At 70.1% G+C, this 26,881-nt stretch carries 21 protein-coding genes, 2 tRNA genes and 1 other RNA gene; 17 read left to right on the top strand and 7 right to left on the bottom strand.

Annotation, left to right across the window (positions count from 1 at the left end; all coding sequences use genetic code 11):
- Positions 1-10: 10 nt before the first annotated feature.
- The gene (locus Aiant_RS19850; protein ID WP_229830407.1) at positions 11-646 is read right to left on the bottom strand and encodes a M23 family metallopeptidase; all 636 of its coding nucleotides are present in this window, start codon (positions 644-646) and stop codon (positions 11-13) included.
- Between the two features lie 113 nt (positions 647-759).
- Between Aiant_RS19850 and Aiant_RS19845 the strand changes: the two genes are divergently transcribed.
- From Aiant_RS19845 to Aiant_RS19830, 4 genes are all read left to right on the top strand, one after another.
- Positions 760-1,107 (top strand): hypothetical protein, encoded by a 348-nt coding sequence (locus tag Aiant_RS19845; protein WP_189332232.1) that lies wholly within the window; start codon positions 760-762, stop codon positions 1,105-1,107.
- Positions 1,108-1,195: 88 nt separating this feature from the next.
- Positions 1,196-1,399, top strand: coding sequence for a hypothetical protein (locus Aiant_RS19840; protein WP_189332364.1), 204 nt, complete (start codon positions 1,196-1,198; stop codon positions 1,397-1,399).
- A gap of 78 nt (positions 1,400-1,477) precedes the next feature.
- Positions 1,478-2,005 (top strand): tRNA adenosine deaminase-associated protein, encoded by a 528-nt coding sequence (locus Aiant_RS19835; protein ID WP_189332233.1) that lies wholly within the window; start codon positions 1,478-1,480, stop codon positions 2,003-2,005.
- A gap of 195 nt (positions 2,006-2,200) precedes the next feature.
- Positions 2,201-2,617: a nucleoside deaminase gene (locus Aiant_RS19830; protein WP_229830409.1), complete on the top strand. Its 417-nt coding sequence runs from the start codon at positions 2,201-2,203 to the stop codon at positions 2,615-2,617.
- A 730-nt stretch (positions 2,618-3,347) separates the two neighbouring features.
- Here the strand turns inward: Aiant_RS19830 and deoD are convergent.
- Entirely contained in the window at positions 3,348-4,064 is a 717-nt protein-coding gene (deoD, locus tag Aiant_RS19825; protein WP_189332235.1) for a purine-nucleoside phosphorylase, read from the bottom strand.
- Between the two features lie 117 nt (positions 4,065-4,181).
- Between deoD and Aiant_RS19820 the strand changes: the two genes are divergently transcribed.
- The 4 genes from Aiant_RS19820 (at position 4,182) to Aiant_RS19805 (ending at position 9,032) form a co-directional block, all read left to right on the top strand.
- A tRNA-Ser gene (locus Aiant_RS19820) sits at positions 4,182-4,271 on the top strand.
- Positions 4,272-4,615: 344 nt separating this feature from the next.
- Entirely contained in the window at positions 4,616-4,825 is a 210-nt protein-coding gene (locus tag Aiant_RS19815; protein ID WP_189332236.1) for a hypothetical protein, read from the top strand.
- Between the two features lie 187 nt (positions 4,826-5,012).
- The gene (locus Aiant_RS19810; protein WP_189332237.1) at positions 5,013-5,354 is read left to right on the top strand and encodes an STAS domain-containing protein; all 342 of its coding nucleotides are present in this window, start codon (positions 5,013-5,015) and stop codon (positions 5,352-5,354) included.
- A gap of 123 nt (positions 5,355-5,477) precedes the next feature.
- A complete protein-coding gene (locus Aiant_RS19805) occupies positions 5,478-9,032 on the top strand; it encodes a hypothetical protein (RefSeq protein WP_189332238.1) in 3,555 nt (1,184 codons plus the stop codon).
- Between the two features lie 142 nt (positions 9,033-9,174).
- Here the strand turns inward: Aiant_RS19805 and Aiant_RS19800 are convergent.
- Positions 9,175-9,259: transfer RNA gene (locus Aiant_RS19800), tRNA-Ser, on the bottom strand.
- Positions 9,260-9,343: 84 nt separating this feature from the next.
- On the opposite strand from Aiant_RS19800, the gene ffs reads away from it, so the two are divergent.
- The 9 genes from ffs (at position 9,344) to Aiant_RS19755 (ending at position 20,709) form a co-directional block, all read left to right on the top strand.
- An RNA gene (gene ffs, locus Aiant_RS19795) (signal recognition particle sRNA small type) lies at positions 9,344-9,439 on the top strand.
- 90 nt (positions 9,440-9,529) lie between these two features.
- Positions 9,530-13,078: a DNA polymerase III subunit gamma and tau gene (locus tag Aiant_RS19790; protein WP_189332239.1), complete on the top strand. Its 3,549-nt coding sequence runs from the start codon at positions 9,530-9,532 to the stop codon at positions 13,076-13,078.
- Between the two features lie 227 nt (positions 13,079-13,305).
- Positions 13,306-13,629 carry a YbaB/EbfC family nucleoid-associated protein gene (locus Aiant_RS19785; protein WP_189332240.1) on the top strand — a complete coding sequence of 108 codons (324 nt, stop codon included), beginning with the start codon at positions 13,306-13,308 and terminating at the stop codon, positions 13,627-13,629.
- Positions 13,630-13,633: 4 nt separating this feature from the next.
- On the top strand, positions 13,634-14,227 hold the full coding sequence (gene recR / locus Aiant_RS19780) for a recombination mediator RecR (RefSeq protein WP_189332241.1): 594 nt from the start codon (positions 13,634-13,636) through the stop codon (positions 14,225-14,227).
- Between the two features lie 407 nt (positions 14,228-14,634).
- Complete coding sequence (locus Aiant_RS19775; protein WP_189332242.1) at positions 14,635-15,642, top strand: ABC transporter permease; 1,008 nt, start codon at positions 14,635-14,637, stop codon at positions 15,640-15,642.
- A 73-nt stretch (positions 15,643-15,715) separates the two neighbouring features.
- Positions 15,716-17,503 (top strand): ABC transporter substrate-binding protein, encoded by a 1,788-nt coding sequence (locus tag Aiant_RS19770; RefSeq protein WP_189332243.1) that lies wholly within the window; start codon positions 15,716-15,718, stop codon positions 17,501-17,503.
- A gap of 114 nt (positions 17,504-17,617) precedes the next feature.
- The gene (locus Aiant_RS19765; protein WP_189332244.1) at positions 17,618-18,619 is read left to right on the top strand and encodes an ABC transporter permease; all 1,002 of its coding nucleotides are present in this window, start codon (positions 17,618-17,620) and stop codon (positions 18,617-18,619) included.
- A 10-nt stretch (positions 18,620-18,629) separates the two neighbouring features.
- Positions 18,630-19,652 carry an ABC transporter ATP-binding protein gene (locus tag Aiant_RS19760; protein ID WP_189332245.1) on the top strand — a complete coding sequence of 341 codons (1,023 nt, stop codon included), beginning with the start codon at positions 18,630-18,632 and terminating at the stop codon, positions 19,650-19,652.
- Positions 19,653-19,671: 19 nt separating this feature from the next.
- Positions 19,672-20,709 (top strand): ABC transporter ATP-binding protein, encoded by a 1,038-nt coding sequence (locus Aiant_RS19755; protein ID WP_189332246.1) that lies wholly within the window; start codon positions 19,672-19,674, stop codon positions 20,707-20,709.
- Positions 20,710-20,786: 77 nt separating this feature from the next.
- On the opposite strand, the gene Aiant_RS45800 is transcribed toward Aiant_RS19755, so the two are convergent.
- From Aiant_RS45800 to Aiant_RS46550, 4 genes are all read right to left on the bottom strand, one after another.
- Complete coding sequence (locus Aiant_RS45800; RefSeq protein ID WP_268248769.1) at positions 20,787-22,253, bottom strand: calcium-binding protein; 1,467 nt, start codon at positions 22,251-22,253, stop codon at positions 20,787-20,789.
- A gap of 102 nt (positions 22,254-22,355) precedes the next feature.
- Positions 22,356-23,465, bottom strand: coding sequence for a calcium-binding protein (locus Aiant_RS19745; RefSeq protein ID WP_189332248.1), 1,110 nt, complete (start codon positions 23,463-23,465; stop codon positions 22,356-22,358).
- Between the two features lie 88 nt (positions 23,466-23,553).
- Positions 23,554-24,939, bottom strand: a complete 1,386-nt coding sequence (locus Aiant_RS19740; RefSeq protein WP_189332249.1) for a calcium-binding protein — start codon at positions 24,937-24,939, stop codon at positions 23,554-23,556.
- A gap of 86 nt (positions 24,940-25,025) precedes the next feature.
- Positions 25,026-26,867: a calcium-binding protein gene (locus Aiant_RS46550; protein WP_189332250.1), complete on the bottom strand. Its 1,842-nt coding sequence runs from the start codon at positions 26,865-26,867 to the stop codon at positions 25,026-25,028.
- Positions 26,868-26,881: the final 14 nt, after the last annotated feature.

Below are 26,881 nucleotides of genomic sequence, written 5' to 3'. Positions count from 1 at the left end.
GGGCAAAGGCTCAGGCCTTGCAGCCGTGCGCCTTGTTCCACTTCTTCACGGCCGCGACCGGGCTCTTCTGCCCGCCCTTGCGCCACGACTTCAGGTACGAGTACGGCCACACCACGCCGCGCCGCACCTTCCAGTCCCCGACCTTCTTGCAGGCGGGGGAGATGCCGTAGTGCAGGTGGCAGACGCCGCTCGAGTTGCCGGTCTTGCCGACCTTGCCGACCTGCTGGCCGACCTTCACCCGGACGCCGGCCTTGATGCCCTTGGTCACCGACTGCAGGTGCGAGCCGTAGTACCGGACACCGTCGTCACCGAGGATCGAGACGAACTTGCCGCCGTTGTAGGGGCCGTCCTTCACCCCTTTCTTGTACTTGTCGACCCGGCTGACCTCGAGGACCACGCCGTTCGTGGTGGCCACCACCTTCGAGCCGCAGTTGGCGAAGATGTCGGTGGCCTTGTAGCCGGCGTGGGTGTCGTGCCAGGACACGTTCTTGGCGGCGACCGGGAAGGCGTACTTCTTGGTCGCGGCGGCCGCGGCGAGCTGGATCGTCGCGGGGGCCGCGGCGGGCGCGGCAGCGACACGCGCCGGGGCGGCGTCGGCGGCGGCGGAGGAGCCGGAGCCGCCGACCGCGCAGCCGGCCAGACTCACGGCCGCGATCGTCAGAGTTGAGAGGGTACGGATAAGACGCACCGCGACATCCTGGCAGATGCCGCGGATCCGCGCCGACCCCTACCGATCTCCGCGCCGGATAGGCTGCGGGTATGTATCCCGCGCCACCACAGCCGCCGCCGGGCTACCTCGCCGGGCTGCCACCGCGGCCCGTCTACCGCGAGCCGCACCCGATCGGGGCCCGGCAGGTGCTCAGTGGCCTCGCCGCCGGCACCGTCTGGCTCATCCTGTTCGGCAGCCTCGGCCGCGACCTCGCCTCCTACGTCTGGTGGACGATTCTCGCCGCGGTCAGCGCCTGGCTGGTGGCCCTGGTGCTCACCCTGATCGGCGACCGGGGCGTGGCGCTCGGGGTGGCCGTGGTGAGTGGACTCGGGCTCTCCATCGCGCTCGGCTTCGCCGGCGCCCGGTGGATCGACACGCAGGACTTCCCGCTGTGGTGATTGTCCGCTTTTGACCTGCGGATTCGGCCACGCTCCGGAAGCTGTCGATCGCCCAGCGCACCGGGTCTGCCGAAGTGCGGATCGACCCTTGACGAACGCCGGGCGGCTCGGCACTCTCGGCTTCATGGCCCCCTCACCGCAGCGGCTCGACGCGGATCGCTGCCGTCGCCGTTTGGAACTTCTGGCGGCTCTGGCCCAGGCTAAATCGATGCGTGGGTCGGCGCCGCCGCAACGTGCGCGCGGCATGCGGCTGCGCGAACTGATCGCGACGCGCCGCCGCACCGCCAACTGATCAGGGCGTGGCGCGTCACGCCCGCCACCGCACCAGCTACCGTCAGGCGCTGAGGATAAGAACCGCGTTGGGGGAATCGTGTCGATTTTCGCTGCCGCTGTCGCCCGGGGCAAGAACGGGTGGACCGCGTCGGAGCTGGACCTTTCAGGCCTGGCCGACATCGATGAGGTGGTGGATGCGCTCCGGGATGCCGAACCGGATGCCGGGCTGGCGCTGTTGTTCGTCGAGAGCGACGACGAGTACCTCGCGATCCTGCGCCTGGACGAGGGCGAGGACCTGCGGGTCTTCGGGTCCGACTCGGCGTTCGCCGAGGAGTCGCGGATCGGGTCGGTGCTGCTCGGCGAGGTGGAGACGCCGGCGCTCGGGGTGGACGACCTGGCCGATCGCACCGACGATGACGACGATGACGACGAGGACGACCGGCCGGCCGCGGACCCGGACGCCGATCCGATCGGCGACGCCGAGCTGCTGAACGATCTGGGCATTCCCGCGCAGCGCCTGCTGGCCCTGTGCGGCATGGAGGGCATGCTGCCGTCCGACATCACCGCGGAGATCTGCCAGCGGATCGGCTGCGGCGACGAGATGGAGGAGCTGCGCGAGGCGTGATCCGTCGAGGGCGGCATGAGTCGAAAGCCGCCCCAGGCGTGATGCGTCGCGAGCGGCAGGAGTTGGAAGCCGCCCGAGGCGTAATGCGTTGCGGACGGCATGAGTTGGACGCCGCCCAGGCATGATGCGTCGAGGGCGGCATGAGTTGAGGGGCTGCGCGGGCACGTGATCCGTCGCGAGCGGCATGAGTTATGGATGCGACGGGCGCTGTCCGCCGCGTCCGCCTCACCGGAGGACGTGCCGGTCGGCGCGATCATTCTCGGTCCGGACGGGACCGAATTGGCCGCCGCCGGCAACGAGCGGGAGCTGACCGGCGACCCGACCGCGCACGCCGAGGTGCTGGCACTGCGCCGGGCCGCGGCGACCCGCGGGGAATGGCGGCTGGACGGCTGCACCCTGGTGGTCACCCTGGAGCCGTGCACGATGTGCGCCGGCGCCCTGGTCCTGGCCAGGATCGCGACGGTCGTCTTCGGCGCCTGGGAGCCCAAGACCGGCGCGGTCGGCTCCCTCTGGGACGTCGTCCGTGACCCCCGCCTCAACCACCGCCCCGAGGTATACGGCGGCGTCCTCGAAACCGAGTGTGCCCAGCTGATGCGCGACTTCTTCCGCTGACCCACCGGTTCCAGCCCGCCGAACCCGAAGACCAACACCATCCTCGGGTACGCCCTAGCCCCGCCCCACCCGCACAGCCCCGTCCCGACCCTCGACGCCGGGCCCTGCCCCCTCCCGGCCGCGAGGCCGCATCCGGGCCGAACGCCCACCTCCCGGTGGTCCGCCCAAACCCCGGGGGTCAAGCCCAGCCCCGCAATCCCGGCTGGCCCCCACAGCCCTGTCCCAAGCCCAGATAGGGCCGCCAGGCCCAGCCGGGCTCGCCGGGCTGGCGTCCATGGCCCTGTCCCGGGTGCGGATGGGGCGGTCAGGGCCAGCCGGGTTTGTCGGGCTGGTGTCTACGGCCCTGTCCCGGGTGCGGATGGGGCGGTCAGGGCCAGCCGGGTTTGTCGGGCTGGTGTCTACGGCCCTGTCCCGGGTGCGGATAGGGCCACCAGGGCCAGCCGGGCTCGTCGGGTTCGCGGGCTGGTCCCCATGGCCCTATCCCGAGTACGGATAGGGCCGTCAGGGCCAGCCGGGTTTGTCGGGCTGGTGTCTATGGCCCTATCGAGAGTGCGGATAGGGCGGTCAGGGCCAGCTCGGGGTTGGGGTTGGCGGTCTTGGGCGGCCGCGGGCGTCGCCCTGGAGGGGCGGGCGTTTTGGACGCGTCAGCGGCCAGCCCGGCCCGGAAGGGTCCCTGGCGGGAGCGACGATCAGTGATCAGCGCGGACCCGAGTCAGCATGATCTTGATCTTCAGGAGGCGTCGGCGGTGATCGTGTCGAGGCCGATCTTGACCATGTTGCTGAAGCCCTGCTCGCGCTCGGCGGAGTCCATCGCCTCGCCGCGCTTGATGTGGTCACTCACGGTCAGGATGGTGAGCGCCTTGGCGCCGTAGCGGGCCGCGATGGTGTAGATCGCGGCCGACTCCATCTCGACCGCGAGCACGCCGTACTGGGCCAGCGCGTCGTACAGGTCGGGCCGGTCGGTGTAGAACGCGTCGGCGGCCAGGATCGGGCCGACGCGCATCGGGACGCCGCGGGCGGCGGCCGTGTCGACGGCGGTGCGCAGCAGGCCGAAGTCGGCCACCGGGGCGTAGTCGATCAGGCCGTCGAAGCGGGTGCGGTTCATATTCGAATCGGTCGCCGAGCCGATCGCGGCGATCACGTCGCCGAGGTTCAGGTCCATCGCCAGGGCGCCGCAGGAGCCGATCCGGATGACCGATTTCACCCCGTACTCGTTGATCAGCTCGTGGGTGTAGATCGAGGCCGACGGCATGCCCATGCCGGAGCCCTGCACCGAGACCCGCTGGCCCTGCCAGGTGCCGGTGAAGCCGAGCATCCCGCGGACCTGGGTGTAGCAGACCGCGTCCTCCAGGAAGGTCTCGGCGATCCACTTGGCCCGCATCGGGTCGCCGGGCAGCAGCACCCGCTCGGCGATCTCGCCCGGCTTGGCGCCGATGTGCACGCTCATGCTCTATCTCCGTCTCGTCGGTTTTCCTGCTGCCGATCTTGCCAGGTCAGCGCGGTACCGGGCGGTTATGGGGCACCCGGCGACAGACCGCTCCGGGCGTCCGGTAACGTACTTCCCGGTGGTGTGTCCGAGTGGCCTAAGGAGCACGCCTCGAAAGCGTGTGAGGGTTTACGCCCTCCGCGGGTTCAAATCCCGCCGCCACCGCCAGCAGAGCCCGATCTGGAAACGGATCGGGCTCTCTTGTTTTCTCCCGTCACATCCGTCACTCTGTGTGCCTTGCGCGCGGGTCGCCCGCGCGTACCGTGCCAGCCTAGTCCGTTCGGTCGTTCTCCATGATCAGCGCTGGTTTTGTAACGACGAGATGTCGTCGCACGTCAAAGCCTTGAATTACGTTCTGTAGTGAATCATGGACGGCCCAGCGACATGGGGTGTAGCGCAAGTCACGCGGGCCAAATACACCGGATCAGACAATGTGGTTCCGACCGGGCGGCGAGAAACTTTCACAGATTCGCCCCAAGGCAAGTTCGTCGATGGTGTCCTAAATTTGACACGTGAGAGTTGAGCATCACTGGTGGAATGGCGACATCCGGCTCCAGCGCCGGGATGTCTTCGTCCGCACCGACGGCAACCTCTGGGAGGTCGAGGCCCAACTGGGCGGACCCGAAGGGAAGTCGAAGGTGCAGCAGTGTCCAGGCCGGGCGTCAGCGATGATCCTGGCCGACGCGTGGCGTGGTCCACGCTGGCAGTGGCGCGAGTTGTAAGGCGCGCCAGGAGCCAGGGCTGCGCCGTTGGTGCTTGACTGCTCGGCTCAGCCTTCGACAAGGCCGGACCCCCTGGGTCCGGCCTTTTCGTATGTGTCAAGCCGGTCTGCGACGCACGTTCAGTCCGATGTGCGCGATTCTGCGCAATCTACCCTGAATTTCCATCCACGGGTAGAAAGTGATCCCCATGCGAGCCACCATCACCGAGCACCGGCCGGACGTCGCCGTGCTGCATCTCAAGGGCGAGCTCGACGCGGACACCACTGATCAACTGCGCACCGCCCTCGCCGGGCTGCTGGAGCGGCCGGTGCCCCGGATCGTGGTGGATCTGACCGAGCTGAAGTTCTGCGACTCGATCGGCCTGAGCACCTTCGTGATCAGCAAAGAGGTGATCACGGCCCGCGGCGGCTGGCTCAGTTTCGCCGCGGCGAACCCGTTCCTGACCAGGCTGCTGGAGACGGTCGGGCTGAACCGGTACTTCGCCATCTTCCCGGAGGTCGACGACGCCATAGCGGCCGGCCAGCTGTAGCGCCGGAACGGGATCGTCGCCGCCTCTGAGCTGGCCCTTCCCGGATCCTGGGATTGTAATCATCTTAAATATTCATCCTGGCAAGATCCCTCGCTGTCGTAGTGGGCCAGCCGGGGGAAGATCGTGAGACGTTGGAGTGCCGCTCTGCTGGGCGGCCTGGTCATAGCAGTCGGGTTGCCGGCCGCGGCACGGGCGGAAGAGTCGCCATCGCCGTCGGTGTCCCCGTCGTCATCCGCCTCTTCCTCGCCGTCGGCGTCGCCCTCCGTCTCGGCCTCGCCGTCGGCCACGGCCCGGAACAAGGTCGAATCCCGGGACGCCTCGCCGGTCTGCACCACGCTGGACCCGGCCACCTTCACCGTGCACGGCACCCCGCTGGCGCGGTCGATGGCCGGCGGCTCGGCCGGTGACTGCTACCGCTTCGCGGGGACGGCCGGGATGCGGCTGACCGTGGAGACCACCGCCACCACCGCGGTGCCGGACTTCATCGCGGACCTGCGCGGCACGCTGCGGAACCCGGCGGGCGAGCAGGTCTGCCCGATCCAGTTCGGCGGCGCCGACTGCACGCTGGACCAGGACGGCGAGTACGAGTTCGTCCTGCGGGACGAGTACGGCAACCCGGTCGACTACACCCTCCGGCTGATCCGCACCGACCGGCCGATCGGCTGCGACACTCTGGAGATGGGCGGTTTCGGCCCGCTCACGCCCGCCCAGATCGCCGACGTCAAGCTCGGCGCCGGGGAGACCACCTGTTACACCGTGCCCGCCACGGCCGGCGCGAAGCTGGTGCGCACCAGCGACGGCGGCCAGATCGGCTGGTACCTCACCAGCCCCGCCGGACAGGTCTGCCAGGAGAGTGGCTACGGCGGGTTCCTCTGTGACCTGCCCGCCGACGGCGACTACACGCTCTGGTTCAAGCGTGGCGACTGGCCGGCCGACACGGTCGACTTCCAGGCCGTGATGGTCGACGTCGCCGGTGACGCGGGCTGCGCGCCGGTCGCCGGCCTGGACTGGGACCGGTCGGTGCACACCTACACCCCGGCCGGTCCGCTGGAGGTGTACTGCCAGCCGTTCGACGCGAAGCCGGGCGAGCGGGTCGCGGCGTTCACCGCCGGCAGCGGGCGGAACTGGATCGCCGGTGCGGCCGGCACCGACCTCTGCACCGAGTACGAGGAGTACCAGGACGGATGCGTGCTGCCCGCCGGCGGGCCGTACCGGATGATCGTCGAGGCGGGCGCGGCGGAGCGGGTGAAGGTCCAGATCGGGTCGCTCTCCGCGCCGGCCGGCTGCGTGCCGGTGACGCCCGGCGCGTACGGAACGGCACCGGCCGGCGCCCTCGGCGGCAACCGCTGCCGGGCGCTGACCGTGCCGGCGGCCGGCAAGTACCTGGTCCGGACCGTCGACGAGCGGAACTATGAGGAGTATGCGCAGGTCTACACGGCCGACGGGAAGCGGCTCTGCTCGGCCGGATACTTCTGTGACTTCCCCGCGGCGGGCACCTACACCCTGATCCTCGGCGGCACCGGCAAGACGGTCGACGAGGGCCGGTTCGCCACCGTGCTCACCGCGCCGACCGCCGCGGGCTGCGTGGCGGTGACCGACCAGGGGCTGTCGACCGGCGCGGCCCGCGGCTCGTTCGCCACCGCCGGCGAGACCGACTGCCTGGAGCTGTCCAGTCCGGCCGGCGCCACCGTCTCGGTGCTCACCACGCTGCGCGCGAGCGGCGCGGCCCGCCCGGACGCCCAGCTGATCAACGCGGCCGGCACCGACGCCTGCTCCGGTTACGACTGCGTGCTGACCGGCCCGGCGCCGTACCGGGTGCTGCTCACCGCGCCGGAGGACTCGTCGGCCGGCGACTACGCGGTCGTCGTGCAGCGCCTCGACCAGGTCACCGGCTGCCCGGCGATGCCGGCGGCCGGGACCGTGACGTTCGGCGCGGACCGGTCCACCGCCTGCTGGACCATCCCGGCCGGTCAGCACGCCGCCTCGGAGATCCTCACGTTCGCGTCGGTCACCGACGGCGCCGGTTGGGCCTACCTGAGCGTCACGGACAGCGCCGGTCACCAGGTCTGCGCCTCCGGGCTGCTCTCCTCGGCGTCGCTGGCCACCTGCAAGTTCTCGACCGGGAAGGCGTACACGGTCGTGATGCGGGCGGCCGCCGAGAACGTCCAGTACCGGGTCGGCCGGCGCGACGCCACCGGCGCGACCTGCCAGACGCCCGGCAACACGGTGCTCGGCGGGGTCGCCGCGACCGGCACGCTGGCGGCACGCGACGACATCCGGTGCTACCGCGTGACCGCGGCGGCGGCCGACAACTACTGGCTCGGGGTGCGCAACACCGCCGACAACAGCGTGCGGTACTGGATCATCGACGGGTCCGGCGCCGAACGCTGCTCGGGATTCATCGTGCCGTGCCGGGTCAGCGGCTCCACGTCGTACGTGGTCTTCGTCCGGTCCGCGGTCGACGGCCCGGTGGCGTACGCGGTCGACACCTGGAACCTCGGCACCGCGGACCGGCCGGCGGAGCAGTGCCCGGCGGTGCCCGCGGCGCCCGGCTTCAGCCTGGCCGGGACGCTGGACGACACGCACACCGCGGTCTGCGTGGCGGTGCCGGTCAGCAAGGGGCGCAGCGAGTTCCGGGCGGTGCTCGGCAGCACGGCCGCCGAGCCGTACTACTTCAGCACGACCGGCGACGGCGGCGCGATCCTGCGCTGCTCGTGGATGACCGGGGGTCGCGGGTGCGACGTGTACCTGCCGTACCCGGCGCCGGCCACCTCCACCGCGCTGTTCGTGCTGGCGCGGCAGGAGGTGACCGGGACGGTCCCGTTCCGGATGGACGCGCTCTGCGACTACGAGCCGTGTGACGGGAAGCCGTACGTGCTGACCTCGGCCGCTCCGGCGAGCGCGCCGAACAGCGGGCCGGTGACCCTGACCCTGCGGGGCGAGGTGGCGGCCGGGGACACGGTGCGGTTGACCCGTACCGGCGCGACCTCGATCACCGCCGTCGTGCAGACCGTCGCGAACGGCGTGCTGACCGCGACCGCGGACGTCACCGGGGCGCTGCCCGGGCTGTGGAACGTCACGGCGTCCGCGGCGGACGGGCGGAGCACCACGCTGGCCGGGGCGCTGACCGTGACGGCGACCGGGCTGCGGCTGGTGAAGGCGCCGGCGATCAGCGGGACGATCCGGGTCGGGTCGACGGTGCGGGCGGTCGCCGGGACGTGGAGTCCGGCGGCGAGCAGCTACTCGTACCAGTGGGCGGCGAACGGGGTGGCGATCAAGGGGGCGGTCGGGTCGGCGTACGCAATCCCGGCCTCTCTCCGTGGCAAGCGACTCACCGTGACCGTCACCGCTCACCGCGCCAACCTGCTGACCTCCCCGGCGGTCTCCGCCGGCGGCTGGGTGGGCTGGGGCGCGGCGCCGAAGGCGACCAAGGCCCCGAAGATCACCGGAACCGTCAAGGCGGGCCGCAAGGTCAAGGTCTCGGTGGGCGGCTGGACGCCGCGAGCTGATTCTTATCGGTACGAGTGGCGGGTGAACGGGAAGCTCGTCGGCACCGGGTCGGCCCTGACGATCAAGAAGTCCTGGGCCGGCAAGAAGCTGACCGTCACCGTGATCGCCAGGAAGGCCGGCTGCTACGACGGCCGGAAGACCAGCGGCAGCGTGCGGATCAAGCGCTGACAGACGACGAGGGCCGGCCCGATCGGGGCCGGCCCTCGCCTGCACTGTTTTCGTGCCGGAGCATACGAGACGCGATGAACGTCTCACACAGCGGCATCCGCAGACGCGAAAGGCCGGACCCGCTGGGTCCGGCCTTCATCGGCGGAGGATACGAGATTCGAACTCGTGAGGGTGTGAACCCAACACGCTTTCCAAGCGTGCGCCCTAGGCCTCTAGGCGAATCCTCCGTCAGCCAGAGTAGCGGCAGTTGCGTGAGGCGTCTTACGCGGGGGTCGGGCGTCCGGGTTTTGGCCCGGCCGGGTACTGTGGCGATCAGCCCCTCGTGCGGCGTCATCCTGTGAACCTCCCCAGGGCCGGAAGGCAGCAAGGATAAGCGGGCTCTGGCGGGTGCACGAGGGGTCCTTCGTATCTCCTCCGGCGTGCACGGTCGGGGCATGTCGTTTGTTCTTGTCACACCCTCGACGGAGAATGACGCGGTCGTTCAGGAGGTGGCAGGAGTGGCTCTCGCCCTCTACCGGAAATACCGTCCTCGCACGTTCGCCGAGGTCATCGGTCAGGAGCACGTGACCGAGCCGTTGTCGCAGGCACTGCGCAGCGGCCGGCTCAACCATGCCTATCTGTTCTCCGGGCCACGCGGCTGCGGCAAGACGTCCAGCGCGCGCATCCTGGCCCGCTCGCTCAACTGTGAGCAGGGCCCCACCCCGGAGCCGTGCGGCGTCTGCATGTCCTGCAAGTCGCTGGCGAACGACGGCGCCGGCTCGATCGACGTGATCGAGATCGACGCGGCCAGCCACGGTGGCGTCGACGACGCCCGTGAGCTCCGGGAGAAAGCGTTCTTCGCCCCGGCCAACAGCCGCTACAAGATCTACGTGATCGACGAGGCGCACATGGTCTCGTCGGCCGGCTTCAACGCGCTGCTCAAGCTCGTCGAGGAGCCGCCGGACTATGTGAAGTTCATCTTCGCCACCACCGAGCCGGACAAGGTGCTCGGCACCATCCGCTCCCGCACGCATCACTACCCGTTCCGGCTCATCCCGCCCGCCGTGCTGCGTCCCTATCTCCAGCAGCTCACCGACGCCGAGGGGATCACCGTCGACCCGGCGGTGTTCCCGCTGGTGGTCCGGGCCGGCGGCGGCAGCGCCCGGGACACCCTCTCGGTGCTCGACCAGCTGATCGCCGGCGCCGGCCCCGACGGGGTCAGCTATGCGCGGGCGGTCGCCCTGCTCGGCGTCACCGACGTCACCCTGATCGACGAGATGTGCGACGCCCTGGCCGCCGGTGACGGCGCCGCGGCGTACTCGACCATCGACCGGGTCGCCGAGGCCGGCCACGACCCCCGGCGCTTCGCCTCCGACCTGCTCGAACGCCTCCGTGACCTGATCGTCCTCCAGCAGGTGCCGGACGCGGTCGACAAGGGCCTGATCGACGGCCCGGCCGACCAGCTCGAGGCGATGCACGCCCAGGCCGGCCGGCTGGGCGCCGCCACCCTCTCGCGCAGCGCCGACATCGTGCACAACGGCCTGGTCGAGATGCGCGGCACCACCGCGCCGCGGCTGCTCCTGGAGCTGATCACCGCCCGCATGCTGCTGCCCGGCGCGGATGATTCGACGGGGGCGCTGTTGCAGCGCCTGGAGAGGTTGGAGAGGCGCGGGCCGCTGGGCCCGTCCGACGCCGCTGTGGCTTCTCCTTCTGAGGTACGCGAGGAGCCGCTGTCCGCGCCTGGCCCGTCGGCCGGGGTGGCCTCTGATGGCGCGGCTTCCGGTGGGGGCGCGGGTCTGGCCGCTGCCCGGGCTGCCGCGGCGGCTGCCCGGAAGGCGACCGGCGGTTCCGCGCGTCCTGTTTCTCCGGCTCCGGCCGCCGCTTTAGCGTCGCCGCCTGCCGTTGCGTCGCCCGCCGCCGTGCCGCCTGCCGCTGTGCCGCCTGCCGTTGGCTCGCCTGCCGCCGCGCCGGCTTCCGCTGCGCCGGGCTCTGCTGCTTCGGATGTCGTGGCGCCGCCTGCCGCCGCAGCGGTTTCTGCTGGTCCCGATGTCGCCGCGCCGCCTGCTTCCGCTGCCCCGGCGTCTCATGGCGCACCGCCCGTTCCCGCTGCCCCGGCGTCTCATGGCGCGCCGGTCGCTTCTCCTGCATCGCCGGTTGCCGGGGATTCGCCTGCCGCGGAGCCGGAGGAGAACTGGAACCAGGTCGCCGACGGCGAACATCACGCGCCCCCGGCCGACCCGGGTTATTACGACGACGAGCCGCCGTGGGACGAGGAGCCGCCGGAGGATCTGGAGCCCTCGCGGCCCCAGATCGACGAACGGCTGGAGAGGGTCCGCACCGCCTGGCAGGCGCTGGGCCGTCAGCAGCAGCGTGTCCAGGCGATGCAGGACGCCGGCATCGGCGTGCGCGAGCTGCGCGGCGACACGGTCGTCTTCGCCGCTCCGTCCGAGGCCATCGCCGACCGCTTCCTGCGCTGGACCAACGCCATCGCCACCGAGTTCGGCCGCACCCTGGGCGGCCGCTGGCAGATCCAGTGCGAGATCGGCGCTCTGACCTCGGAGGCTCCGCCTCGCAGTGCCGGCCCACGAGGTCCGGCCACCGCCGGCCGCGACCAGTCCGCCGGTCGTGATCAGTCCGCTGCCCGCCGCCCGGCATCCACCCGGGCCGGCGCGACCCCGGTCGCGGCATCGACAGCTGCGGAACGCAACACCGGCCGCACCGAGTCCCACCCGTCACGGCCGCAGCGCGCCCCGGCCGACGCCGACGACGACGGCCCGGCAGCACCCCACCCCGGCGCTCGTCCGACCACCCCACCCGCTCAGGGCCAACCTGTCGCGGGCGGTACCCACCCCGGCCGGTTCGATGCGGGCTGGGCTGAGGCGGATCGTTCTGACCAGGGCCGTTCCGATGCCGGTCGTCCTGACGCTGGCTGGGCCGAGGCGGATCGTTCCGACCGAGGCCGTTCCGACGCCGGTCGTCCTGACGCGGGCCGGGTCGAGGTGAGCCGGGCCGAGCCAGGCCGATCCGACGCCGGTCGTGCCGAGCTGGGCCGGGCTGAGTCGGGTCGGCCCAGTGTGAGCCCGGCCGGCGCGGCGGACGGTGGCGGCGACACGGACTGGCCGGAACCAGCCCGTCCCGGCGGTGCTGCCCCACGATCGGTGGCGGCCCCACCGCCGGAAGATGAAGGCTGGCCCGAACCGGTCAAGCCCGGCTCCAAAGCGCCCGTCACCCCGGCCGCCGCGTCGAACGATGCGGTGCGGCATCCGGCCCCACCGGCGTCGGGTCCGAACGGCGCGGACGACTCGGGCCCGGTCGACCCGTGGGCCTATGCGTCGCCGGTGACGGATCCGAGCCCTGCGGGTTCGGCTGTCCCCGTGGCATCTGCGGCGCCGACGGTGCCAGGTGCTGCGGCACCGACGGCCCCTGCGCCTCCGGTCCCCACGCCTGCGTCCAACCCCATGCCACCGGCAAGCACACCCGTGCCGGCGGCATCCGTGCCGGCGGCATCCGCGCCGGCAGCATCCCCGCCGTCTGTCCCTACTGCGTCGGCCGTCCCAGCTGCGCCGGTCACGTCGGCCATCCCAGCGCCGCCGGTCAAGCCAGCCGCCTCAGCCGTGCCGGTCAAGCCAGCTGCCCCAGCCGTGCCAGTAAAGGCGGCTGCGCCGCCCAGGGCGGCTGCTCCCGCTCGGTCCGCGGCGATGGAGGCGGCTCGGGCGGCCGCTGCCCGTGGCGGCACCGCCGGAGCCGCAGGTGGGGGACTGGCCGCCGCCCGGGCGGCGGCGCGCAACGCCGGTTCCGGTCGTCCGGCGGGTCCCGCGGCCGGTCAGTCACCGGCCACCCAGTCCGGCGGTTCGGCCTGGGCCGACGGCACCCCGATCGGCGAGGCGCCCTACGACCCGGAGTATGACGGCCCACCTCCGACCGGAGCCGGTTACGAGGGCTTCGACCCGGGTGACGAGCCGCTGGACGAGGTCATCGACGAGAAGACGGCCCGGCAGAGCAGTGAGGAGCAGGCCTTCCAACTCCTCCGCGACGCCTTCGGCGCCGAGAAGATCGGCGAGATGTAGTCCGGCCGTGCGGATCGGGTCCCGGGCCGGGGTCCGCATGCCGTTCGGGATCTCCGGTGGGCGGTGCTCATGGCGTACCGAAATAGAAACTGGCCCTGACCGGCAGCGGCGTGGTGGTTGCCGGGGGAAGGGTGCCCGGCGGCTACGCTGGCGGCGGTTGATTCGGAGGCCGCCGGGTTATTGATGGCGGTGTCCGTGGGAGAGATGACTAGTTGAGGAGCGGTGCCATGCGCCCCGGTGCACAGCCGAACATGCAGCAACTCATGAAGCAGGCGCAGAAGATGCAGCAGCAGGTCGCTCAGGCGCAGGCCGAGCTGGCCGAGGCCGAGCTGACCGGGACCGCCGGCGGTGGGCTGGTGACCGTGACGGTGACCGGGCTCGGCGAGTTCAAGGCGGTGAAGATCGACCCCAAGGCGGTGGACGCCGACGACGTCGAGACGCTGGAGGACCTGGTGCTCGCCGCGATTCACAACGCCGCCGAGGCGCAGCGGGAGCTGGCCGAGGAGAAGATGGGACCGGCCACCGGCGGCCTCTCCCTGCCGGGGTTCTGATCACGTGTACGAAGGTGCCATCCAGGACCTGATCGATGAGCTGGGCCGGCTGCCGGGCGTCGGCCCGAAGTCGGCCCAGCGCATCGCCTTCCACGTCCTGTCCGCCGACCCGGCCGATGTGAACCGGCTGGCCACGGCGCTGCGCAAGGTGAAGGAACTGGTCCGGTTCTGCACCACCTGCTTCAACGTGGCCGAGTCGGAGCAGTGCCGGGTCTGCCGCGACCCGCGCCGCACCAACGAGGTGCTCTGCGTGGTCGAGGAGCCCAAGGACGTCGTCGCGATCGAGCGCACCGGCGAGTTCCGGGGGCGCTATCACGTGCTCGGCGGGGCGATCAACCCGCTGGAGGGCGTCGGCCCGGACAACCTGAAGATCCGTGAGCTGCTGATGCGTCTCGGCACCGGCGAGGTCAAGGAGCTGATCCTGGCCACCGACCCGAACACCGAGGGTGAGGCGACCGCGACCTATCTGGCGCTGCTGGTGAAGCCGATGGGTATCGCGGTGACCCGGCTGGCGAGCGGCCTGCCGGTCGGCGGTGACTTGGAGTACGCGGACGAGATCACGCTCGGTAGGGCCTTCGAGGGCCGTCGCGCGATCTGAATTTACATGCGGTAACACTGACGTAACGGCATGCAAGCTGTTTGGCCCGGATTAGCTACTTGCGGGCCCCTTACGCGGTACCTTCCGTTTGTTCGGCGTCTAGGTCACGGTGACATCACGAGGGAGACACGGAAGCATCCGCGTGCGGTCGGTGAGCTTGACCGAGGCTCCGCATTAGGTGAATGTTCCTCTCGACGGCGGCCACAACCGCCGTCGGGTGCCTTCGTGGCCTCGGCCTGATCTCGGCCGTCGCGACGAGGGCCGGCACTCGAGGCATGCGATAACCGATCGGTTTACCGCGAGCAGCGTGGGCCATCGTCACCGAGCCGTGGAGCTTCCGTGTGCCACGCGCCGGTGACTGTGGACTCCTCTGCCCTGTGGTGGCCGGGAGAGGACCGGCGAACAATATGTCGCTTGGCCCAGAAGCGCCCATCTCCGATGAGATGCCGGCGCCGACAGCCGACGCGGCTGAGGTGCGAGGCCCCGCCGAGAAGGCGATCGCGGGCCGGTCGCTGAAGCAGATCGCGTGGCGCCGCCTGAAAAAGGACAAGGTGGCGATGGGCGGCGGCTTCGTCGTCCTGTTCCTGATCGTCGTCGCGTTTCTCGCGCCCCTGCTGACGAAACTCTTCGGCCATCCGATCGACGAGTTCCACCAGGATCAGATCGACCCCACGTTCGGCACCCCGATCGGGGGTTTCGGCGGGATCAGCTCCGACTTCATCTTCGGCGTCGAGCCGACCAGCGGCCGGGACGTGTTCAGCCGCATCGTGTACGGCGCGCAGACCTCCCTGACGGTCGCGTTCCTCGCCGCCTTCCTCTCCACGTTCCTCGGTGTCCTGTTCGGCACCGCGGCCGGCTTCTTCGGCGGCTGGGTCGACGCGGCGATCAGCCGGGTGATGGACTTCCTGCTCGCCTTCCCGCAGCTGCTCTTCTCGATCGCGCTGGTCTCGGTGCTGCCGGACACGATCTTCGGACTGGACAGCCGCTGGTCGGCGATGCTGATCCTGATCTCGATCATCGGTTTCTTCGGCTGGCCGTACATCGGCCGGATCGTCCGCGGCCAGACGCTCTCGCTGCGCGAGCGGGAGTTCGTCGAGGCGGCGCGCAGCATCGGCGCCCGCTCGCCGCGGATCCTGTTCCGGGAGATGCTGCCGAACCTGGCCGCCCCGATCCTGGTCTACGCCACTCTGATCATCCCGACGAACATTCTCACCGAGGCCGCGCTCAGCTTCCTCGGCGTCGGTATTCCGCCACCCAACCCCTCCTGGGGCGGCATGCTGTCGGACGCCGTGGCCACCTACACGATCGATCCGATGTACATGATCATCCCGGGTACCGCGATCTTCATCACGGTGCTGGCCTTCAACCTCTTCGGTGACGGCCTGCGTGACGCGCTCGATCCGAAGGCCCGCTGACAAGGCGCGGCTGGAACATCGCAATTTCCAGCGGATCCACCTGGTTTCGCTGTTCGAGGAGGTAGGAGTACAGGTGTCCAGGAAGACTAGGGCGATCGCGGCGACCGGCGTCGCGCTCGCGCTCGGCCTGACGACCGCCGCGTGCGGCGGTTCGAAGGATGACAACAAGACCGGTGGCGGCGGGTCGAACGGCGGCAAGTCCGCCTACAACGCCGCGATCACCGACGTGGTCAACCCGTCCACCACCAAGGGCGGCACGCTGAACCTGTGGGGCGCGCAGGACGCCGACTCCTGGGACCCGGCCCGCGGCTACTACGCGTTCGTGTGGAACCTGAACCGGCTCTACACCCGCAAGCTGGTCGACTACGCCGCCGCGCCCGGCAAGCCCGGCCTCGAGCTCCAGCCCGACCTCGCGCAGGCGATGCCGGAGATCAGCGCGGACAAGAAGACCTACACCTTCAAGCTGCGCAGCGGCATCAAGTTCGACGACGGCACCCCGATCACGTCGAAGGACATCAAGTACGGCATCGAGCGGGTCTGGGCGACGGACGTCATCTCCGGCGGCCCGGTCTACCTGCCCGGCATCCTCGACCCCAAGGGCGAGTACAAGGGCCCGTACAAGGACACCGACCCGAACAAGCTGGGTCTGAAGTCCGTCCAGACGCCGGACGACTCGACCATCGTCTTCACCCTGGCGAAGCCGACCTCCGACTTCATGTACCTGCTGGCCATGCCGGGTTCCGGCCCGGTGCCGCAGAAGCGGGACAAGGGCGCGCAGTACGGCTCCGCGCCGGCCGCCTCCGGCCCGTACATGTTCAAGGAAGGCAGCATCCAGCCCGGCAAGGGCGTGACCTGGGTTCGTAACCCGAACTGGGACCCGGCGACCGACCCGATCCGCAAGGCGCTGCCGGACCAGATCACCTTCACGGTCACCACGAACGCCGAGGACATGGACAACCGGCTCATCGCCGGCACCGTCGACCTCGACGCCGGCCAGACCGGTGTGCAGGCGACCGCCCGTACCAAGATCCTCCAGGACCCGACCCTGAAGGCGAACGCGGACACCCCGACCACCGGCTTCCTCCGGTACGCGGGCCTGGCCACCTCGGTGGCCCCGCTGGACAACATCGAGTGCCGCAAGGCGGTCATCTACGCCGCCGACCCGACCTCGCTGCAGACCGCCCGTGGCGGCCCGATCGCGGGTGGCGACATCGGCACCAGCATGCTGCCGCCGAACATCGCCGGCTCGGACGCCAAGTACGACCCGTTCAACCGCCTCCAGGGCAAGCCGCAGCCGGAGGAGGCCGCCAAGGCCCTCGCCGCGTGTGGCAAGCCGAACGGCTTCGACGTGACCATCGCGGTGCGTAACAACAAGCCGGCCGAGGTCAAGACCGCCGAGGCGCTCCAGGCCGCCCTCAAGGCGTCCAAGATCAACGCCAAGATCGAGCAGTACGACGGTGCTCAGCAGGCCTCCATCACCGGTGCGCCGAACAACGTCAAGGCCAAGGGCTACGGCATCATCATCGGCGGCTGGGGCGCGGACTACCCGACCGGCTCCGGCTACATGCAGCCGCTGGCGGACAGCCGCTTCATCCCGGCGAACGGTAACTACAACCTGCCCGAGATCAAGGACCCGGCGATCGACGGCCTGTTCGACCAGGCTGCCGCCGAGACCGACCCGGCCAAGGCCGCGGAGATCTACGGCCAGATCAACCACAAGATCATGGAGGGCGCGTACTACCTGCCGTTCGTGGTCGACAAGGCGCTCAACTACCGCAACCCGCGGCTCACGAACGCCTACATCCACGAGGCCTTCGGCATGATCGACTTCCAGGCCCTCGGCGTCAGCGACGGCAAGTAACAGCGCCGTCCGCCCTAATAGCAACGGGTAATTCGAAGGGTTGGTGAAGGCCGCCCACGGCGGGCGGGTACCGAATCTCGCGATCGGTGCCCGCCCGTCCTTCGGCCGAACGTCGTGCTGGCATACCTCATCCGGCGGCTTATCAACGCCGTCATCACGCTGCTCGTGGTCACGTTCGTGACCTTCGGGATCTTCTTCATGGTGCCGAAGCTGACCGGCAGCGATCCGGCGTTGCTCTACATCGGCAAGACCGCCGATGCCGCGTCGATCGAGGGCATCCGGACCAAGATGGGCCTCGACCAGCCGATCCTGGTGCAGTACGGCAGGTTCCTCAAAGGCATCGTGGCCGGCCGGGACTACGTCACCGGCTCGGAGGTCACGCACTGCCCCGCCCCGTGCCTCGGTTACTCGTTCAAGACCGAGCAGGAGGTGACCCCGCTGCTGATGAGCGAACTGCCGGTGACCCTGTCGCTGGCGTTCGGTGCCGCGGTCCTCTGGCTCATCGGTGGCATCTCGACCGGCGTCATCTCGGCGCTGCGAAGAGGCTCCTTCGTCGACCGAGCGTCGATGACCATAGCTTTGGCCGGTGTCTCCCTCCCGGTCTACTTCACCGGCCTGTTGGCCACCAAGATCTTTGTGTACGACCTGGGCTGGCTCCCCCAGGGCCAGTACGTGCCGTTCGTCGAGAGTCCCAGCGACTGGTTCCTCCAGATGCTGCTGCCCTGGATCACGCTGGCCTTCCTCTTCGCGGCCACGTACGCCCGCCTCACCCGGGCGAACATGCTCGAGACCCTCGGTGAGGACTACATCCGGACGGCCCGCGCCAAGGGCCTGATGGAACGCAACGTCATCGGCAAGCACGGCCTGCGCTCCGGCCTGACCCCGATCGTCACGATCTTCGGTCTGGACCTGGGCGCCCTGCTCGGCGGCGCGCTGCTCACCGAGACCGTCTTCAACCTGCGCGGCCTGGGCTACCAGGCGTACCAGGCGATCAAGGGCAACGACCTGCCGGTGATCCTGGGCGTCACGCTGATCGCCGCGTTCTTCATCGTTTTCGCCAACCTGATCGTGGACCTGGTCTACGGCATCATCGACCCGCGCGTGCGGCTGGGCTGAGGGAGAGCGAATGTCACGCCCATTCCTCGAGGTCAAGAACCTGACCGTCCGTTTCGAGACGGACGACGGCATCGTCCAGGCCGTCACCGAGTCGAACTTCGCGCTGGAGGCCGGCAAGACGCTCGGCATCGTCGGCGAGTCCGGCTCCGGCAAGAGCGTCACCTCGCTCGCCCTGCTCGGCCTGCACCGCACCCGCAGCAACGCCAAGGTCAGCGGCGAGATCTGGCTCGACGACCAGGAGCTGGTCACTGCCACCAACGAGGACGTGCGCGCCCTGCGCGGCGGCAAGATGGCGATGATCTTCCAGGACCCGCTGAGCGCGATGCACCCGTACTTCACGGTGGGGGCGCAGATCGTCGAGGCGTACCGGGTGCACCACCCCGGGGTGAACAAGAAGGTGGCTCGCGAGCGCGCCATCGACATGCTCGCTCGGGTCGGGATCCCGCAGCCGGCCCGCCGCTTCAACGACTACGCGCACCAGTTCTCCGGTGGTATGCGGCAGCGCGCGATGATCGCGATGGCGCTGGTCAACGACCCGAAGCTGCTGATCGCCGACGAGCCCACCACGGCCCTGGACGTGACCGTCCAGGCGCAGATCCTGGACCTGATCCGGGACCTGCAGGAGGAGTTCGGCTCGGCGGTCATCATGATCACCCACGACCTGGGCGTGGTGGCCGAGCTCGCCGACGACGTCTTGGTGATGTACGGCGGAAAGATCATCGAGCGCGGCCCGACGATCGACCTGTTCCAGCGGCCGCAGCACCCGTACACCTGGGGTCTGCTCGGCTCGATGCCCCGCCTGGACCGCGACGTCCGGGACCGGCTCATCCCGGTCAAGGGCTCGCCGCCCAGCCTGATCAACCTGCCCGAGGGCTGCGCCTTCCACCCGCGCTGCCCGTACGCGGGCCGCAACGGCAACCGGTCCTTCACCGAGATCCCGGTGTTGCGGGGCGGCGCGCACGCGGTCGCCTGCCACCTTCCTGCTGAGGAGCGCACCAGGCTCTTCCAGGAAGAAGTGCTACCCAACCTCTGAGCGGGGAAGAGAGAGAACGATGAGCGAGAACCTGCTCGAGGTGACCGGGCTGCAAAAGCACTTCCCGATCACGAAGGGGCTGTTCAAGCGCCAGGTCGGCGCGGTCCGCGCGGTGGACGGCATCGACCTGAACGTGCGGGCCGGCGAGACGCTGGGCCTGGTCGGCGAGTCCGGTTGCGGCAAGTCGACGGCCGGGCGGCTGTTCACCCGGATCCTGGAGCCGACCGCCGGCAAGATCGTCTTCGAGGGTGAGGACATCAGCCACAAGTCGGTGACCCAGATGCGGCCGCTGCGCCGCGACGTCCAGATGATCTTCCAGGACCCGTACTCGTCGCTGAACCCGCGGCACACGGTCGGTTCGATCATCTCGGCGCCGCTGCAGATCCAGAACATCCCGACCCCGCAGGGCCTGAAAAAGGCCGTGCAGGACCTGCTGGAGCTCGTCGGCCTCAACCCGGAGCACTACAACCGGTACCCGCACGAGTTCTCCGGCGGCCAGCGGCAGCGCATCGGCATCGCCCGGGCACTCGCCCTGCGGCCGAAACTGATCATCGCCGACGAGCCGGTCTCCGCGCTCGACGTGTCGATCCAGGCGCAGGTGGTCAACCTGCTGGAGGACCTCCAGTCCGAGTTCGACCTGACCTACGTGTTCATCGCGCACGACCTGTCGGTGGTCCGGCACATCTCCGACCGGGTCGCCGTCATGTACCTCGGCAAGGTCATGGAGATCGCGCACCGCGACGACCTCTACAAGAACCCGCGGCACCCGTACACGGTCGCCCTGATGTCCGCGGTCCCGGTCCCCGACCCGGTCCGCCGCGACCGCAACCAGCGCAACCGCGTGCTGCTCACCGGCGACGTGCCCAGCCCGATCAACCCGCCGTCCGGCTGCCGCTTCCGCACCCGCTGCTGGAAGGCGCAGGACATCTGCGCGACCGAGGAACCGCCGCTGGTGCAGCGGCTCGACGACCCGGAGTCGCACCTGACCGCCTGCCACTTCCCGGTGGTCGAGGACGAGACGGTGGCCGGCCGCAAACCGGCCGAGACCCCGGCCTGACAAGATCAAGACCGGTTTTGCGTACGACGTGAAGGCCGCCCCGCCGTGATTCCGGTGGGGCGGCCTCTTCCGTTCGGTCAGGGCCTTCCGCCCGGCGGCGGTCCAGGCCAGTAGATCGCGCTGTACTCGCAGTTCACGGCGATGTCCGCGCCCGTCACCCAGCAGTCGTCCCCGGTTGTCGTGGCGTCGTCGCCGCCGTCCAAGTGGTCGATTGCCGTGTCGAAGTCACCCCCGGTGTCGAGCCAGTCGTCGCCGGCCTCGCCGTAGATGTAGTCGCTGTCCTGATCACCGAAGAGCAGGTCGTTGCCGCCACCACCGCGGATCACATCGTTGCCGGCCTCGCCGGTGAGCCGGTTGGCGGCGGCGTTCCCGGTCAGGTGATCCGCTCCCTGCCCACCGATGACCGTCTCGATGTCCGCGCCGACCGTGTCGTGCTCGCCGGCCTGCCCGTCATCCCCGGACGCGCCGTCCAGGTCCACGGTGATCGGCCGGGTGTAGCTGTAATAGTCGACCGTGTCATCGCCGCTTCCGCCGAGCAGCACGTCGGCTGCGGCGCTGTCCGAGCCGTAGTCGCCGACGAGCTCGTCGTTGCCGTCGCCGCCCTCCAGCCGGTCCCGGCCGTAGCCGCCGTCGAGGTAGTCGTTGCCGCCGAGGCCGCGCAGCGTGTCGTCGCCCGGCCCACCGTCCAGGAGGTCGTATCCGGCGTGTCCGGTCAGGCGGTCATTGCCGTCACCACCCTCGATACCTTCCAGATCGGCCAGCAGGGTGTCGTGCTCGCCGGCCTCGCCGTCGTCCCCCTTGGCCCCGTCCAGGTCGGCGGTGATCGCCTTGGTGCGGCCCTGGTAACTGACGAAGTCGATGCCGCTGCCGCCGCTGACCAGGTCGGAGCCGGACTTGTCCGGGCCGAGCGAGTTCTGGCGGAGCCGGTCCGATCCGGCGCCGCCGTACTCGCGGTCGTTGTCCTCGGCACCGTCGAGTGCATCGTCTCCGGCGCCGCCGTGCAGGGTGTCGTTGCCGAACCCGCCGTCCAGGTAGTCGTTGCCCACGCCGCCGTAGAGACGGTCGTTGTCCAGTTCGCCGCTCAACTGGTCGGCACCGCCGCCACCGTCCAGGTAGTCGTTGCCCGTGCCGCCGCGCAGGATGTCGCTGAGCGAGCCACCGGTGACCCGATCGTTGCCGGCGCCCCCGTCCGCGGTGATCCGCAGGTCCGCCTTGTTGACCACCGAGTCGTTCTTCGCGCCCAGGTAGACGGCGACCCGGGTCGGCGTCTTCCTGGTGGTGCAGCGCACCTTGGTCTTGTCGACCTTCTTGCAGCCCTTGCCGGGCTTGACGGCGACCACGTCGTCGATCGTGACAGTGCGGCCGGAGCGGGTGATCACCACCTTGTTGGTCTGGTTCGAGCCGGCCTTGAAGACGACCTTCGTGCCGCTGACGGACGCGACGCCGGTGGTGGCCGCCTGCGCCGGTGTGGCCAGGACGCCGAGCGCGGCGACCGGGGTGAGCAGAGCCAGTCCGACCCTGGTGAGGTGACGGCGAGGGGGCACCGGATATCTCCTGGAGCTAAGCATGTCGATGTGCAAGATCATAAATGATCCGGCAGGACGGTGCTGTCCCGTTTCGACGTCAGGATGCTCCGGTGCCCTCGCTCAGCGCTCGCAGCCGCTCAGGGTGTCGCGGTCGGTGAAGGCGGGGGTGCACTTGTCGGTGCCGTCGCCGCCGTCGAGGGCGTTCGGGCCGCCCTGCGGAGCGGTGCCGGCCCGCTTGACGACGAGGGTGTCGTTGCCGGGGCCACCGGACAGCTTCGTGTCACCGTCCCCGGCGATCAGCGTGTCGTCGCCGCCCCGCCCGTCCATCACGGCCGCGCCGTTGGAGCTGATCAGCACGTTGCCGGCGTTGTTGCCGATGAAGGTCGCCGAACCCCAGGCGCCCGCCCAGGCGCCCTCGAACGACCCGTCCACCGAGTCGCCCCCGTTGCTGCCGGTGCCCCGGGCCGAGCCGAACAGATCGATCCGGACGGTCTCGGCGAGCTCGTCGTAGACGATCGTGTCGAACCCGCTGCCGCCGCGCAGCGTGTCCACGAAACCGAACCCGGTGTCGTACTTGTGCCCGTCACCGGTCACCCGGTCGTTGCCGGCGCCGCCGTCGACGTAGTCGCCGCCGTCCTCGCCGACCAGGGTGTCGTTGCCGCTCCCGCCGTAGACGCCGTCGGCGCCGTCGCCGGCCCTCACCACGTCGTTGCCGGGGCCGCCGTACAGACGGTCGTTGCCCGGCCCGCCGGCCAGGGTGTCATTGCCGCCGGCGCCGTTCACGTAGTCCACGCCCGGGCCGCCGGCCAGCGAGTCGGCCGACGTGCCACCGGTCAGCCTGTCGTTGCCGATGCCGCCGTCGGCGGCCAGCTTGACGTTCGTGCGGTTGACGACCGTGTCGTCGCCGGCGCCGAGTGCGAGGCTGACCCCCGCCCAGCCTCGCTTCGACGAGCAGACGACCTTGGTGCGGTCCCGCTTGACCGCCTTGCAACCGGCGCCGGCCCTGATCGCGACCCGGTCGTCGATCACCAGTTTGGCGCCGGACCGGGTGATCGTGACCGAGTTGACCTTGCCGGCGGCGGCGTTGTACACGACATGGGCGCCGGACGCGTTCGTCGTCACGCGGACGATGCCGCCGGCCGCCGCCTGAGCGGGGGCGGCGGCCAGGGCGAGGCCGAGCGGGGCGAGCACGGCCACGCCGGCCCGGGTGAGCCAGATCGATCGAGACATGGGCCGGAGCCTAGAACGGGACGACGGCGTATCGATGGTCCGCGGCCAGGTGTTCACTGTGGATTCATGAACACCTCGCGGGCGGCGGTCAGTAGAAGAACGGGTCGTCGATGCGGGACTCGGTCTCGCAGTTGACCGCGGTGTCGCCGTCCTCCTCGTAGGCGACGCAGTTGTCGTGGTCGGCGCCGCCGTCCAGCTGGTCCGGCCCGTCCGTCCCGCGCTCGTAGTTCGCCGAGTCGAGGTAGTCGTCGCCGGCGTCGCCGTACAGATGGTCGTGGCCCTTGCTGCCGTCGATCAGGTCGTCGCCGGCGCCGCCGTGAATGATGTCGTCGCCCCACTCACCCTCGATCCGGTTGACGGCGGCGTTGCCGGTCAGCCGGTCGTTGCCCCAGCCGCCGCGGAGGTTCTCCACGTCCGCGCCGACGGTGTCGTGCTCGCCGGACTGCCCGTCGTCGCCGGTCGCCCCGTCGAGGTCGACGGTGACCGCCGGGCTGCGGTCGGCGTAGGTGACGGTGTCGGTGCCGGAGCCACCGAGCAGGGTGTCCGCGCCGAGGCCGCCGTCCAGGTAGTCGTCGCCGGGACCGCCGGTGAAGCGGTCCTTCCCGTCACCGGCGATCAGCACGTCGTTCCCCGCGCCGCCACTGATCACGTTGTCACCGACGCCGCCCTGCAACTCGTCGTCGCCGGCGGTGCCGTAGAGGTGATCGTTACCGGCGCCGCCCCAGAGCCGCTCGGCGCCGGTGATGGTGTCGTGCTCGCCCCTGGCGCCGTCGTCGCCCTTGACCCCGTCGGAGTCCGCGGTGATCGCCTTGCGCCGCCCGCTGTAGTCGACCAGGTCCTTCCCCGCGCCGCCGGAGAGCAGATCCGCGTCGGACCATCCGGAGGACAGGTCGACAGGCTGGGCGAACTCGTCGTCGCCGGCCCCGCCGTACTCGCGGTCGTTGCCGAGACCGCCGTCGAGGATGTCGTTGCCGGCAGCGCCGGAGAGCGCGTCCTTGTCGAGGTTGCCCCGCAGCTTGTCGTTGCCGCCGAGACCCCAGAGCTTGTCCGCGCCGGCGCCGCCGTCCAGCAGGTCGTTGCGCGGGCCACCGGTGAGCCTGTCGTTGCCGCTGCCCCCGTACGCGGTGATCGCCAGGTCGGACTTGTTGACCACCGAGTCGTTCCTCGAGCCCAGCGACACCGAGACCCGGGTCGGGTTGTGCGCGAGGGTGCAGCGGACCTTGGTCTTGTCCACCTTCTTGCAGCCCTTGCCGGGCTTGACCGCGACCACGTCGTCGATCGTGACGGTCCGGCCGGAGCGGGTGATCACCAGCTTGTTGGCCTGGCCCGAACCGGCCTTGAACAGCACCTTCGCGCCGGACACCGAGGCGACTCCGGTCGACGCCGCCTGCGCCGGCGCGGCCGATGCGCCGATCGCGGCGGTGGAGGTGAGCAGGGCCAGTCCGACTCGGTAGAGCCACGGAGAACGGGACACTGTGGAACCTCCAGAAAGGTGCGTGCCGATGCCGATGATCTTAAGTCCGGCGCACGGACGGTGAGGTCCCGTTCGGTGCGCCAGGTTCAGTAGCTGAAACGTTCGCAGTTCGTGTACTGGTCGCCGGCGCCGACGAAGCATAGGTCTCCGCCGCGCCACTGCCCGGTCGAGTTGGCGCCGCCGTCGAGCACCATCGGGCCGGCGGTGCCGGCCACCGATCCCCACAGCTCGTCGTCGCCGTCCTCGCCGTAGAGCGCCGCCTTGCCGGTGCCGGGCAGGAGGGTGTCGTCGCCTCCCCGGCCGTAGATCACGTCGTCTCCGCCGTAGCCCTCGATGCGGTTGGCGGAGTCGTTGCCGGTGAGGTGGTCCGCGTACATCGTGGCCTTGATGTTCTCCACGTCTGCGCCGACCGTGTCCTTCTCCCCGGCGGCGCCGTCGTCTCCGCTCTCCCCGTCGAGGTCGACGGTGATCGGCCGGTCGTAGGTGTCGTAGATGACGGTGTCCACACCGTCGCCGCCACGCAGCACGTCCGCCGCGATCACCAGAGGGTCCACGACGCTGTGGTCGTCGTCGCCGTACAGCACATCGTCGCCGCCCCCGCCGCTCAGATCGTCGCGTCCCGGGCCGCCCGACAGGGTGTCGTCGCCGTCGCCGCCGACCAGGACGTCGTTGCCCGGCCCGCCTTCGAGGTCCGCACCGCCACCGGTCAGGGCCAGATGGTCGTCGCCGTTGCCGCCGGCGATGCCGTACATGTGCGAGTCGATGGTGTCGTGCTCGCCGGCCTGGCCGTCGTCCCCGATCTCCTCGTCGATGTCGGCGGTCACTGGCAGGGTTCGGTTGCCGTAGGAGACGAAGTCCACGCCGCCTCCACCGATCAACCGGTCCGCGTCGGCGACACCGGCCCGGAGAGCGTAGTTCTCCATCAGGTGGTCGTCGCCGGCCTGGCCGTTGACCGTGTCGTTGCCCAGGCCGCCAGTGATGACGTCGTTGCCGTTGCCCCCGGAGACGACGTCGCTGCCGTCCTCGCCGTACACGTAGTCGTCGCCGTCGCCGCCGAGCAGTTGATCGTTCCCGGTGCCGCCGGAGATCCCGTCGTTGCCGGCGCCGCCGTCCACCAGATCGTTGCCACCTTCGCCGAGCAGGGTGTCATCGCCGGAGCGGCCGTAGAGCCGGTCGTTGCCGTCACCGGCGTAGACCTCGTCCCAGTCGGCGCCGGTGTCGACCATGTCGTCACCCGGACCGGCGTGGATCAGGTCGTTGCCGCCCTGGCTCCAGATCCGGTCGTTGCCGGCGTCCGCGGTCACCCGGTCGCCGCCGGTGCCGCCGTCGATGCTGTCGTCGCCCGCGCCACCGTAGATCCAGTCATAACCGGCCTGGCCGAGGATCCGGTCGTTGCCGTCGTCCCCGTGTGACGCGTCATTGCCGTCACCGGCGTCGATGAGGTCCGAGCCGGTGCCGCCGTGGACGGTGTCGTTGCCGTTAGAGCCGTAGAGGCGATCGGCGCCGCTGTCGCCGTACAACGTGTCGCCGGCGGTGTTGCCGTAGACGGTGTCGTTGCCGGATCCGGCATACACCGTGACCGCCAGGGCGGCGGCCCGGTCGGCCAGGACATCGTCGCGGTCACCCAGTGAGAGCACGACTCGAGTGGGATTCCGCGAGGTCCGGCAGCGGACCTTGGACTTGTTGACCTTCGTGCAGCCCTTGCCGGGCTGGATCGCGACCACGTCGTCGATCGTGACGGTGCGGCCGGAACGGGTGATCACGATCTTGTTGGTCTTGTTCGAGCCGGCCTTGAAGAGCACTCTGGTGCCGCTCACGGTGGCTACCCCGGCGGTGGCCGCCTGCGCGGGCGAGGCCAGCACCCCGATCGCCGCGATCGGGGTGAGAAAAGTGAGGCCGGCCGTGACGAGGCGGCGGGAACGGGACACAGTGGATCTCCTGG

Source organism: Actinoplanes ianthinogenes, from assembly GCF_018324205.1.
GTDB classification, from domain to species: Bacteria; Actinomycetota; Actinomycetes; order Mycobacteriales; family Micromonosporaceae; genus Actinoplanes; species Actinoplanes ianthinogenes.
This window is presented reverse-complemented; position numbering and strand designations above follow the sequence as displayed.